The sequence below is a fragment of the Lyngbya sp. CCY1209 genome, from assembly GCF_055795065.1.
Window position 1 is genome coordinate 1 of sequence record NZ_JAYFER010000139.1, and the last position, 13,064, is coordinate 13,064.

The 13,064-nt window shown below is 55.4% G+C and carries 10 protein-coding genes; 3 read left to right on the forward strand and 7 right to left on the reverse strand.

The features are described 5' to 3' along the window. The 3 genes from AC0QHF_RS01415 to glgB form a co-directional block, all read right to left on the reverse strand. Positions 1-211, reverse strand: a 211-nt coding sequence (locus AC0QHF_RS01415; protein WP_324702398.1) for a type I restriction-modification enzyme R subunit C-terminal domain-containing protein, incomplete at its 3' end; no start/stop codon positions are given. 220 nt (positions 212-431) lie between these two features. After that, a complete protein-coding gene (gene gghA, locus AC0QHF_RS01420; protein ID WP_324702399.1) occupies positions 432-2,975 on the reverse strand; it encodes a glucosylglycerol hydrolase in 2,544 nt (847 codons plus the stop codon). A gap of 242 nt (positions 2,976-3,217) precedes the next feature. Further along, positions 3,218-5,497 (reverse strand): 1,4-alpha-glucan branching protein GlgB, encoded by a 2,280-nt coding sequence (glgB, locus tag AC0QHF_RS01425; RefSeq protein WP_324702400.1) that lies wholly within the window; start codon positions 5,495-5,497, stop codon positions 3,218-3,220. Between the two features lie 69 nt (positions 5,498-5,566). On the opposite strand from glgB, the gene AC0QHF_RS01430 reads away from it, so the two are divergent. After that, on the forward strand, positions 5,567-5,767 hold the full coding sequence (locus AC0QHF_RS01430; protein ID WP_324702401.1) for a hypothetical protein: 201 nt from the start codon (positions 5,567-5,569) through the stop codon (positions 5,765-5,767). Between the two features lie 112 nt (positions 5,768-5,879). Then, on the forward strand, positions 5,880-6,116 hold the full coding sequence (locus AC0QHF_RS01435; RefSeq protein WP_324702402.1) for a hypothetical protein: 237 nt from the start codon (positions 5,880-5,882) through the stop codon (positions 6,114-6,116). Positions 6,117-6,783: 667 nt separating this feature from the next. Here AC0QHF_RS01435 and AC0QHF_RS01440 read toward each other — a convergent pair. After that, positions 6,784-7,242 carry a DM13 domain-containing protein gene (locus tag AC0QHF_RS01440; protein WP_324702403.1) on the reverse strand — a complete coding sequence of 153 codons (459 nt, stop codon included), beginning with the start codon at positions 7,240-7,242 and terminating at the stop codon, positions 6,784-6,786. A 345-nt stretch (positions 7,243-7,587) separates the two neighbouring features. Between AC0QHF_RS01440 and AC0QHF_RS01445 the strand changes: the two genes are divergently transcribed. Next, the gene (locus tag AC0QHF_RS01445) at positions 7,588-10,692 is read left to right on the forward strand and encodes a GAF domain-containing protein (RefSeq protein WP_324702404.1); all 3,105 of its coding nucleotides are present in this window, start codon (positions 7,588-7,590) and stop codon (positions 10,690-10,692) included. On the opposite strand, the gene AC0QHF_RS01450 is transcribed toward AC0QHF_RS01445, so the two are convergent. From AC0QHF_RS01450 to psbN, 3 genes are all read right to left on the reverse strand, one after another. Beyond that, complete coding sequence (locus AC0QHF_RS01450; protein WP_324702405.1) at positions 10,689-11,600, reverse strand: MBL fold metallo-hydrolase; 912 nt, start codon at positions 11,598-11,600, stop codon at positions 10,689-10,691. The two genes, AC0QHF_RS01445 and AC0QHF_RS01450, sit on opposite strands and share 4 nt — an antisense overlap. Before the next feature lies 1 nt (position 11,601). Beyond that, positions 11,602-12,702, reverse strand: coding sequence for a chorismate synthase (gene aroC, locus AC0QHF_RS01455; RefSeq protein WP_324702406.1), 1,101 nt, complete (start codon positions 12,700-12,702; stop codon positions 11,602-11,604). 127 nt (positions 12,703-12,829) lie between these two features. Next, on the reverse strand, positions 12,830-12,961 hold the full coding sequence (gene psbN, locus AC0QHF_RS01460; protein WP_324702407.1) for a photosystem II reaction center protein PsbN: 132 nt from the start codon (positions 12,959-12,961) through the stop codon (positions 12,830-12,832). Between the last annotated feature and the right edge of the window lie 103 nt (positions 12,962-13,064).

The window sequence follows — 13,064 nt, forward strand, 5'->3', positions numbered from 1 at the left end:
CCAGCCTATCCACCACCGTTTCCGATTTTAACTGCTTCCCGATCCGTTCCAACCATTTCCGCTGCGAGTCCGTCCACTGGCGGGACGCCAGAACTTTTGCGATCGCGCGATCGACCCGTTCTTTAGCCGAATTGTTCTTGATATAATCCACCATTTCCTCAGTCGAACAACCCGCGATCGCCTCCACTCGTTCCCGGGTGCGATCGTTCAAATTCCGCCAACAATTGATCGACGATCTCCGGCAACGCCCTCCCATCGTCCACCGACCCCAATTCGTCCACCAATTGGGCAAACGTAATATTGGGAGTTTTGAATGGGTTGACCTCGATTTCCGATGCTTCCGGGATGGGTCTGGCAACCCTGTAAGGTTGCCCCCACCATTGATTTTTGACTCCTGGGCAACCCTGTAAGGTTGCCCCCACCCGTTTGAATTAACCCACCACCCGCCGCAATAGCAATCCTTGGGAGTCGGAGAGCTCGAAGGCTTTCAGGTCGGGAATCTCCAGGCCCGGGGAAGCGATCGCCACCCGCCACTCGTCGAGATCCAACTGCAGCCAGTCCCCCAGCGTCACCGTCACGGGGTCGCCGCCCATGTGGGACACCATCGCCACCTGGACGGGATTTTCGGGCACGCCCTCCTCTTGGGGTTGGGTCCGCAGGCCGTAGAAAACGGTGCGATCGCCGTCGCTGATGCGGTTGAAGCGATCCATACCCGACAAATTCTCCATCAGCCAATCATTTTGTTGGCGGAATTGCCGCAACGCCAAATTGTAGGCCGTCTGTTCCGGATTCAACGCCGCCTCGTGGTTCCAGACGTTGCAGAGGTCGTGGGCGTCCTCCATGAACGCCCGGGCGAAGTCTTTCAACCGCCCCACATCCAACTCCGCCAAAACCTGAGATTTGCCGGGGACGTTCAACTTTTGCAGGTTGGACGCCGATTTGCGAGTTTTTGTCTCTTCCTTCACCTCCGGTTTCTCCGACTCTGCCCCCAAATACCGCTGGCAGAGGCGGGCGACTTCTTCGAGATCGTAGTCCGTCTCTTCGATCGCATCGTAAAGGCCCCGCATGAACTGCCGCAGTTCCGCCAGTTTGCCGAATCCCATTTTTTTGAGGCGGGGGAAAGCGTCCGTTTCGGCGTACATGGCGGGCTCCACCTGCCAATCCAAAAAACCGGCTTCTTCGGCCACCACTTTCACCCCATAGCGGTCATCCGTATTCCGCAAAAATCCCCAGGGCGATCGCATCGTACAATTGATAAAATCCATCGGCAGTCCGGGACTGAACCCATACACCATCATTGCGATCGCCGGGTTATCGTAGGCATTATTGAGCACCTCCACATAGGTTTTACCCAAATTCCAGTTGATCGGCAATTCCGGATCGACTTGAGTCCCCCGCCGCAGGGTGTCGTGATTGCCGCAACCCGTAATCCAGTGGGCTCCCACCTGCATCACTTCGCACACCCGCTTCCATTTTTTATCCCAAAATTGCCTCAGCGTCGGGGTGTTGTGGGCGAAAATCAGCGGGCCCCACTGGAACGCCGGCGGGACAAATTCGATCACATCCCGATAGGTGGAAATCTCCTCCCACCCTTCCGCCGGCCAGGGCCGTCCGTCCTCAAAGATCATGAACGGGTAACGTTGGCAACCCCCCACCGTCTGGACGACGTGGGCGATATCCGCCAGATAAGCATCATCGTACTCCACCCGCCCGGACATGGGGTTGAAGAATTTGAAATCCTGGGCGCCGTCTACCCGGATGCCGTCGATACCCGTTTCCGCCTTCCGCCGCTGCATTTCCAGCAACACCGCCCGGACGACGGGGTTTTGGTGGTTGACGTCCTGGCCGTACATATTCGGCCCTTTGAGGAATCGTCCGTTCAGCAGGTCGATCGCCTGGTTGTCGGCGTGCCCGTAGACGACATCATACACCACCTGAATCGGCCCGGTGGGGAAGTTGTGCAAGGTGGCGATAAAGTCCACCAATTCTTCGATCCGCAGGGTTTCCAACACCGAGGGATCGGTGGCTGAAGAACCGAAAATTACGATATCGTAGCCCCAGTTTTGGGTGTCGGGTTTTTTCAGGGTGATTTTGAGATCCCCTTCTTCGTATTCGACACCTTCCGTTTCCGGGTCCATCTCGTCCATGTCGTCTTCGTTGAAGATGAAGAATCCCTGCCCGAATTCGTGTTCGGCGCGATATTCGACGGTGGGTTCGACGGGGAGTAATTGCACGGAATCGTAGCCGATATAATTCTGTTCGGCGGGGGTGAGTTCTTCGTTTTTGACTAATTTTTCGCCGATACGTTTGTAGAGTTCGGTTAGACCGGAGAGATACCCGTTGGGGGAGGCGGTGTTGACGTGCAGTTGCAGAATATTTTTTGGGGGATGGACGCGGGGGATTTCGTCGGTTTCGCCCTCAGTTTTCCACCGGGAGAAATAGTCGCGATCGCCCCGGTTGTTTTGCATCCCCTGGAAGTCGTAAACTTCGGCGGGGGCATAGACGCCGTAGGGTAAAGAGTAGGCTAAAAAGTCCCCGATGGTGCGGATCTCGTTGGTGTTGGGGTCTAGATAGTGCATCCAGTAGAAGGTTCCCAACTGATCCTTGTTGCCGGGGCGGATGCCGGAGTAAACCCCCCAAAATAATTCCCCCCGTTTTTCGAGTTGGACGTATTCCCGATGGAAGGTGACTTTTTGGACGGGGGTTTTGGGATCGATTTTGCCCTTGGGGGTGAGGAATTCCAAATAAATGTTTTTGGGCTGGATCATGTCCGCCCCCAATTCCGGTGCCCAGAAGCCGATTTCAGTTAAACCATCGGGGCGATAATGGGCGCCCAAACGGGTGGCGATCGCCTGGGCTTTTTGAAATACGGTAAGGTCTGAATTGTGAATGTCTTCCGCCCACTGAATCAGTTTTTGAGTTTCGTCTTCAACTCGGGTGATGGGGGTCGATTTCGGTTTAGCTGTTGTTACCATAATTCTCGATTTAAGTCAAAAAAAGAGAGGACAAGGAATGGGACATTAACTATCGGTTACGCCCGGGAATTCATTCCCGATCTAGCAGTTTAGTAGGGTGCGTTAGCGACAGCGTAACGCACCTTAAAAATTGACTAGACTGACACAGTTTAAACGGTGGGTTACGGCGGATTTCTAAATAGCTTTAACAGCAATAAGTTTCAGCCGCCTAACCCACCCTACGACGGGATCGTTTCAGCATCCTACTTTGTTTCAGCTTCCAAGGTCAAGGTTTTGCGTTCATCTAATTTGAGGACGATGACGCCCAAGGGGGGCAGACTCAGTTCGATCGCCTGGGAGAAGCGATTATTTCCCCATTCAAACGACTGCTTGCCGCCGAAGTTGCCCAGGTTGCTGCCGCCGTATTTCTCGGCATCGCTGTTGAAAATTTCGGCGTAGAAACCGGGTTGGGGAACGCCCACCCAATAGTTATGGCGGGGAATGGGGGTGAAGTTGCAGACGATGACAAGAAACTCATCGGAATGCTTCGCCTTCCGCATGAACGAAACCACGCTTTGATGGGCATCATCGCAGGAAATCCACTCAAACCCATCGAAGGAGAAATCTTCGCTGTACAAAGCCGGTTCAGAACGGTATAAAGCGTTGAGGTCGCTGATATATTGTTTCAGGCGGTGGTGGGGTTCCGACTCCAGCAGCCACCAGTCCAGGTCATTCCAAACATTCCACTCCCGCCACTGGCCGAATTCCATGCCCATGAACAAGGTTTTCTTGCCGGGATGGGTGAACATATAGCCGAAAAGCGATCGCAAATTGGCGAATTTTTGCCAGTGATCTCCGGGCATTTTATTAATTAAACTGCCCTTTCCGTGGACTACCTCATCGTGGGACAACGCCAGCATGAAATTCTCGCTGAACGCATACATAATGCTGAAGGTGACGTTGTTGTGGTGGTACGGGCGATGGACGGGATCTTGGCTGAAATAATTCAGCATATCGTGCATCCAGCCCATATTCCACTTGAAGCTGAACCCCAAACCGCCCAAATAGGTGGGGCGGGACACCATCGGCCAGGCGGTGGACTCTTCCGCGATGGAGAGGATGCCGGGGTAGTAGCCGAAAATCAGCGTGTTCAGGTGACGCATGAAGTCCACAGCCTCGATGTTTTCGTTGCCGCCGTGGTGGTTGGGGACCCACTCTCCGGGTTTGCGATCGTAATCCAGATACAGCATCGACGCCACCGCATCCACCCGCACGCCGTCGATGTGGTATTTGTCGAACCAGAACAGGGCGTTGGAGATCAGGAAGTTCTGGACTTCGTGGCGGGAATAGTTAAAAACTAGGGTCCCCCAGCCCTTGTGCTCGCCCTTGCGGGGGTCGGCGTGTTCGTAGAGTTCCGTTCCGTCGAACCGGGCCAGGCCGTGGGCATCCTTGGGGAAGTGGCCGGGTACCCAGTCCACGATGATGCCGATGTCGTTTTGGTGACATTGATCGACGAAATACATGAAGTCTGCGGGGGTTCCGAAGCGGGAGGTGGGGGCGAAATATCCCGCCACCTGATAGCCCCAAGACCCGTCAAAGGGGTGTTCGGCGACGGGCATCAACTCGATGTGGGTGAAGCCGAGTTCTTTGACATAGGGGATGAGTCGGTCGGCGAGTTCCCGGTAGGTGAGAAAGCGGGCGCCGGGTTTTTCGGAAATTTCCACCACCTGACCCGTTTCCGGCGGTTCGTCAACTCCGGCGTGCAGCCAGGACCCCAAGTGGACTTCGTAGATGGAGATGGGTTGGTCTTGGGGCTCGGTGTGGCGGCGTTTTTCCATCCAGTCGCCGTCCCCCCAGGTGTGGGTGCTCAAGTCGGCGACAATTGACGCCGTGCTGGGGCGGACTTCTTGCCCGAAGCCGTAGGGGTCGGATTTTTCGTAAATGTGTCCGACGTTATTTTTGATCTCGTATTTGTAGAGTTCTCCGACTTCGAGTTCGGGGATGAACAGTTCCCAGATGCCGTTGCCGCCCCGTTTCATCTGATGGTGGCGTCCGTCCCAGTAGTTGAAGTTGCCGATGACGGAGACGTTGCGGGCGTTGGGCGCCCAGACGGCGAAGTAGACTCCTTTGACGCCGTTGATTTCGGTGGGGTGGGCACCGAGTTTTTCATAGATGCGGTGGTGTTTCCCTTCGGCGAACAGGTGGATGTCGAAGTCGGTGAGTTTGGGGGAGCGGAAGGCGTAGGGGTCGTAGAATACCCGTTCGCGATCGCCTTCTTTGACTTTGAGTTGATAATTTTTGAGTTCGGGAACGTCCAATTCGCATTCAAAAAAGTTGGGGTGGTGTACCGACTGCATCCGGTACTGTTCCCGCTCTTCGGGGCGGATCACCCAGGCGGCATCTGCGTTGGGAAGGTAGGCCCGCACCAACCAGCTCGTTTTCCCGTCCTGCTCGATGCAGTGGGAACCCAGGATCTCGAACGGATTGTTGTGCTGATTGCTGACAATCCGCTGCACCTGTTCCGGAGCAATTGTCGTGGTCATAGGAAATCTACCTCTGCTGCATCGGTCTTATGGTAGCAAAGTTATTGCCTGGGGGTTCGCCCCATAAATTTGATAGCTTGGGCGAATGCGGCTCAAAATGTATCGACCAAAAGGTATAAATTTCTCGAAACGTTCCGATCGCTCTCGGATATCATTCTCGGGATGGAAGCGGAAAATCGTATCGCCCGATACAGACGGCTGGGGCGATCGCGTTTAATTTATGCGATCGTTGGTGGAAATTTATCGTTGACGGGAGGTCAAATCGTTTGATCCTTTAGATAGATGCTGACACTGTAAATTTAAATTCACAATATAGTAATTAATCATCGGTTGATCACCTCTGACGCTGCGCTTTCATCCGCCATTCATTCAAACTTGAACCATGTCACACCTGATCAAAGTCAATGATTTCGGTTTTAACTTAAATTCGGTGATTTGCTGGTATCGATCGCCCGATCGAGACGGAAATTCACTCATTCTCAACCTGCAAGGCGATCACATCCTAAAATTCACCGGAAAAGATGCGGATTTAGTCCAGCAGATTTTGAGCCATTCCGCCCTGGATTTGCCGGCAAAAATTAGGATGGAAAAGCAGGAAACGAAATTGGAAGTCGCCTAAAATTCTTTTGTTGCTCTTCGGAACAAACCCGGCCCGGCGCGATCGCGTCGGGCCTCAACTATGGCAATTTTCAATGGTCGATTTTTCGGGGCAACGGGGGCGATCGGGTCGCCCGAAAAATGAGAAAGTGTGAAGAACTCGTTTATATCTATCGGTTTATATCGGCGGTTTTACCTCCACAAACAAACTCGACAATATCACCCCCGAAATTGAAGCGATCGCGACTTTTATTGAAGGTTATAACCAGCGGAAGACGTTAATTTTTATATCTTTTGTAAAGCTAGTAATTAACAAATCGAGCGCGGCCGACGCTTTGAACGAAAATTCGATTGAGGACAAGCTTAAAATTATGGTTGGTAAAATCTTACAATCTCGCATCGCATCTTTGGGAACGATTTCGGTACTCGCCGTCACTTCCGCACTGTTTTACGGTTCCCCCGCGCGATCGCAAGTTTTCTGACTTGTTAATTTCCCCCAAAATATGGGTGCGGACTCGCTCCGCATCCATATCGGCCGTGGGGAATCATCTCATTATAGCAATCAGCAGTCAGCTTGCGATCGCCCACCTGCAAAAGGGCCGCTACACGTCAATACTCAAATATCGGGCAACCGGAGACGGTTGCCCCCACGGGGGAGCCGATCGCGCGATCGCCCCTTTTTTGTGGCTTCAAAGTGCCGCGTAACCGAAGGTGACATTAAATTCGCGGCACCAAATGCCCACGGATTGAAATTGATTGATATCAATGTTGTCGGGGAGGGCGTAGCGTTGGGTGCCGTCGAATTGTTGCAGGGCGGCAATGGTGACGTAATCCCCCTCATTGAGATTTACGGGGATGGAACCGCCGCGGTGCAAAATGACCTGCACGTCGGGGCCTTGGGCGGTGGTGAATTCGCTATCAAATTCTAAATAGCGTTTGCCATTTTCACTAATAATTCGAGCGGTTCCCACGGTGGGGTGGTCTTGTTCGACGGTGACGAAAGACCCCATCGCGATGACGCTTTGTTGCTGAGACTGGGCGACGGCGGGTTCGGAGAAGCCCGGGGCGGGGAGGGTGGCGATCACCCCGAACGTACCCAAAACCAAGGCGCAACAGAGACCGAAAGTTTTCAAATTGTCGAGAATCATGGCTGAACTCCGGGTTTGAATGTCTGAGAGTTTCTAAACTACGGGGCGCGCCGGTGAATTGGGTGATAGTCAGATAAGAGAATGCACAGAAGCCAATCGCCCGGTCATCCTTCCCCAGTCCGGGATCGATATGCCATGCTGGTAAGTATTGGTTTGATGTCTCGATCCGATCGACTGAAACGTTCTGACCCCTCGAATGTCCGTTGGCAATTTCAAGGCGATCGGACGGATGGCGTTGCGGATGTAATCTCGCGGGTGAGAACCTCTGACACCGGGCAACATCGACCGAAGACCCGTCCGACCGCCATCCCACGAACCGCGCCATATCCTACGGAGAACGGAACAGTGCTGGAGTTACTCGATCGCATGGTATCCCCGAATTTTTATATGCCCCACGGCCATTGTTACCTGTGGCAAACGCCCCTGGTGGGGCTCCACGTCGTCAGCGACGGGTTGATCGCGATCGCCTATTTCTCGATCCCGGCAATGTTGTTTTACTTCGTCCGCAAACGCAACGATTCGCCCTTTTCCGAGGTGTTCGTGATGTTCGGGGCTTTCATCATTTTTTGCGGGATCGGCCACAGCCTGGATATCTGGACGCTGTGGTTTCCCAACTATTGGATCTCAGGGTTCGAGCGGGCTGCGACCGCTTTGGTGTCCTGTTACACGGCGTTGCGGCTGTGGGAATTGTTGCCCCAATTTTTGGCGTTGAAAACTCCGGAACAACTCGAAGTGGTGAATCTGGAGTTGCAAAAACAGGTGGCGGAACGGGAGAGAACGGAAGAAATCCTGCGGGCGATCGTGGCGGGAACCGCGTCGGTGACGGGGGCGGATTTTTTTCCGGCTTTGGTCGAGAATCTGGCTCGGTGTTTGGACGTGCCCTATGTGGCGGTCACGGAGGCCGACAGATCGGGTCGGTTGACGCCGCGAAATCTGGCGTTTTGGTGGCGGGATCATTTGGTCGATCGCGAAGATGTGAATTGGGACGAGACCCCCTGTAATACGGTTTTAAAAACGCAAAAAATTTGTTGTTATCCGCAAGATTTACAGCAGCTTTTTCCCGAATATGAATTGTTGCAAGAGTTAGAGGCTCAGAGTTATCTGGGAGTCCCCCTGGTGAACCGCGATCGCGAGGCGATCGGGATTTTATCAATTCTGGATGTCAAACCGCTCTTTCAAGACGATCGCACCCACGCGATCGTGAATATTTTTGCCACCCGGGCGGCGACGGAACTACAGCGGAAATGGGCGGAAGAAGAGAAGCGACGGGCTTACAAAGAGTTGGAATTTCGGGTGGAGGAGCGCACTGCCGAACTCAAAAAAGCGAATTTGGCTTTGGAGACAGAGGTGCAAGAGCGGAGCGTGGCGGAAGTGGCGATGAAGCTGATGGCCGACCGCGAACGGGCGATCAATCAGGTGATTTTGCAGATGCGCCGCAGCCTGGATCTGGAGAGCATTTTTCGGGCGACGACGGACGAGTTGAGAAAAGTGATTTCCGGCGATCGCGTCCTCATTTATCGGTTCAATTCCGACTGGAGCGGCGTTTTGGTGGCGGAATCGGTCGCGGCGGGTTGGAAGAGCGTGATTTCGGCCGCCGAAACGCCCCAAAACTGGCTCCAAAATGCGGTCGATCATCGAGATTGTATCGCCTCCCGATTCGGATTTTCTGACACCCTGATCGAAGATACCTATTTGCAAGAAAACCGGGGTGGAATTTACCGGGAAGCCGACAGTTATTGTTGCGTTTCGGATGTCAAAACCGCCGGGTTTTCTCCCTGTTATCTGGAACTGTTAGAGCAATTGCAGGCGCGATCGTACACGATCGCTCCCATCTTTCAAGGACAGAAACTTTGGGGCTTATTGTGCGTTTACCAAAATGGCGAACCCCGGCACTGGAAGGCTGCGGAAGTGAACGCGATCGCCCAAATCAGCAACCAACTGGGAATCGCAGTCCATCAAGCCGAATTGTTTTTTAAAACCCAGCGTCAGGCGGAGGAATTGAAACAGGCGGCCCACGCCGCCAATGCGGCTAACCGCGCCAAAAGCGAGTTTTTGGCGAATATGAGCCACGAACTCCGCACCCCCCTGAATGCCATTTTGGGCTTCACCCAGTTGTTGCAGCGCGATCGCACCCTGGCTTCCAAACATCAGGACTATATCAAAATTATCAGCCACAGCGGCCAGCACTTGTTGGAGCTGATCAACGACGTTTTGGAAATGTCCAAAATTGAAGCGGGCCGGGTGACGTTCGACCGGGCCAAATTTGACCTGCATTCCACATTGCGGGCGATTGAAGCCATGCTGAACCTGAAGGCGGAATCGAAGGGGCTCAATCTGCGGTTTGACATCGAAGAGGACGTGCCGCAGGCGATCGAAACGGATGAGAGCAAGTTGCGACAGGTACTGATCAATTTGATCGGCAACGCGATCAAATTTACCGAGCAAGGGACGGTAACGCTGCGGGTGTCGGTACTTCGGAAGGTGAATTCTGACCGCGACGGCCGGACGGTTCTGAAGTTTGAAATTCGGGATACGGGCTGCGGTATTTCCGAGGAGGAAATGCACGAATTATTCCAGGCGTTCAAACAGACGCGATCGGGCCGGGAAAGCCAGCAGGGGACGGGTTTGGGCTTGGTGATTTCCCAGCGCTTCGTCAAGTTGATGGGGGGCGAAATCGAAGTGAGCAGCGAGTTGGGGAGGGGCAGTTGTTTCGGCTTCCAAATTCCCGTGTTGCTGGGCGACGGACCGGTCCCGGGCGGCGGGGACTCCCAGTTGAGCCGTGGGCTCCGCGTCGCGCCGGGACAAAAACGGTATCGCATTTTGGTGGTGGAAGATCACCCCGTCAACCGCCTGTTGCTGACGACGCTGTTGCAGGATTTGGGCCTGGACGTGGAGGAGGCGGAAAATGGGCAGGAGGCGATCGCTGCTTGGAAGCGGTGGCGCCCCGATTTGATTTTCATGGATATGCAGATGCCGATTTTGGACGGCTTCGCGGCCACCCGGGAGATCAAGGGGTCGGACGGGGACGCCATCCCGGCGATCGTCGCCATCACGGCCAGCGCCTTTTCTGAACAAAGGCAGGATTGTCTCGATGCCGGGTGCGACGATTTTATCGGCAAACCCTTTCGCCGGCAACAGGTTTTGGATATTCTTGCCCGGTATTTGCACCTCGAGTACACCGAGAACCCCCCCGAAACGGAAGCGATCGACGGCGCCCCCGCGCCCGAGCCACGGGCGATCGATGCGGGAGAGATCTCGGCTATGCCCCCCGAATGGCGGGAGCAACTCCGCTATGCGGCCCAACTCGGCAACGATCTGGCGATTTTATCCCTGATCGAGCAAATCCCATCGGAACGGTCTGATCTGATTCGGGAGCTCACGGCGATCGTGGAAAACTTTCAGTTTGAACAGTTGCTCGAACTGTTCGACGCCGAGGGGACGCACACCTAACCCCCGACCGGGACGACTGCCCGCTCCCGGGCCATGATCGCCTTCGGGAAAACCGCCTGAACTTGACGCTCGATGTCGTCGAGGAAATCGTCGCCGTGGGTGGGGTCGTGGTGGAAGATCGCCACCTGCTTCACGCCCGCCGCCTCGGCCATTTTCACCGCCTCCTGCCAGGTGGAGTGTCCCCAACCCACCTTGGGGGACTTGGGGTTGTGATATTCGTCGTCGGTGTACATCGCGTCGTAGATGAGAAGGTCGGCGCCCCGGGAGAGCTCGAGAACGTTGTCGTCCAACCCGTCGGGCAGGTGTTCGGTGTCCGAGCAGTAGACCACCGACCGCCCCTTCCAGGTGACGCGATATCCCATCGCGGTGTTGGGGTGGTTGAGCTGTCCGGTCTCGATTTCGATGCCGTCGTCGAGTTGGAGGCTGTCCCCGGCTTTCAATTCGTAAAATCTCAGGTCGGCCTGCAATCCCTTCAGGGGGATGGGGGAGTTGGGGTGGAGGACCCGCTCGATGAAGTGCTTTTTCATCGACTCCCCGTCCGGCGGGATGGCCCCGTAAATGTGGAAGCAGTTGCCGGGGGTGAAGGCGGGGGTGAACAGGGGAAATCCCTGGATGTGGTCCCAGTGGTAGTGGGTGAAGAAGATGTAGGCTTCCAGGGGCATCTGTTCCGCCAGGGAATCGCCCAGAGCCCGCAGGCCGGTTCCGCCATCGAAAATCAGCCGTTTTCCGGCGACCCGCATTTCCAGACAGGAGGTGTTGCCGCCGTAGCGGATGGTTTCTTGGCCCGGGGTGGGGATGCTCCCGCGCACCCCCCAAAACTCCACCACAAAATCTTCGAGATCTTGAGGGGAGGACTCGGGGCGATCGCGATGGGTTTCCAACGCAGAAGATGGGGTGGTGGTTTCCATTTTAATCTTCAGGTTTAAAAGTGCCGCACTGACCGTGATGACGCAACAGATGGTCACAGAGTACCAGGGCAACCATTGCTTCTACCATTGGAACGGCTCTCGGTAAAACGCACGGGTCGTGTCGCCCTTTAGCTGCCAGTACCGTTTCCTCTCCCTCGCGGGTCACGGTTTTCTGCTCTTTCCGAATTGTAGCAGTTGGTTTGAAGGCGACTCGCACGACGATCGCCTCTCCGTTGGAGATCCCCCCCTGCACGCCGCCCGAGCGGTTGCTGGCGGTGCGGACTGCACCGGTTTCGTCGATGTAGAATTCGTCGTTGTGTTCGCTGCCCGCGAGCTCGGTGCCGGCGAAACCGGAGCCGATTTCAAAGCCCTTGCTGGCCGGCAGGGACATCACGCCCTTGGCCAAATCTGCTTCCAGTTTGTCGAATACGGGGGAGCCGAGTCCTCGGGGGACGTTGCGGACGACGCATTCCACCACCCCCCCGACGGAGTCGCCGGCGTCGCGGACGGCTTCGATCAGTTCGATCATCCGCCCGGCGCATTCGCCGTCCGGACAGCGGACGATGTTGCTTTCGACTTGTTCCGGGGTGACGGTTTGGGGGTCGATGGCGGCTTCTAACGTTTTGATGCGCTTGACGTAGCCGACGATCTCCACGTTCGCCACCTGTGCGAGGACTTTTTTGGCGATCGCCCCCGCGGCCACCCGCCCGATGGTTTCCCGGGCCGAAGACCGGCCTCCTCCCTGCCAGTTGCGGATGCCATATTTGGCGTCGTAGGTGGCGTCGGCGTGGGAGGGGCGGTATTTTTTCGCCATCTCGTCGTAGTCCTGGGGCCGGGTGTCTTTATTTTTGACCGCGATCATGATCGGGGTGCCGAGGGTTTTTCCCTCGAACACCCCGCTGAGAATTTCGCAGGTGTCGGTTTCTTTGCGCGGCGTGGTGATTTTGCTCTGTCCGGGCCGCCGGCGATCGAGCTCGTACTGAATTTCTGAGATGTCCAGGGGGAGTTGGGGGGGGCAACCGTCGATGATGACGCCGACCCCTCCCCCGTGGGATTCCCCGAAGGTCGTGACGCGGAATAAATGCCCGAATGTATTGCCCATACTGAGTCTCGCCGAATGTTTGCAGAGTTTCGATCCTATCAGATCTCCACTCTCCAAATCCTAGGGCGCGGCGGGGGAGTTGATGCGGGAATGGGAAGGTCTTCCGGCGTCCCCCGACACCCCGCGATTAATCTTCGTGATCCTCGAAGGGATCGCTCAATTCTTTGGAGGGGGGGCCGAAGGCGGTGTAGATCGAGTAGGCTGCGATCGCGACGACGATCGCCGCCAAGGAAATGTTGAGAGCGACTGCTGGTTCCATCTGGTTGTTTTCAATTGTGGTCTGTAATTAGGGGTCGAGAGAGATGTTACCATCTCCCCCTCCCATTCAAAACCGTGCATGAGACTTTCACCTCACACGGCTC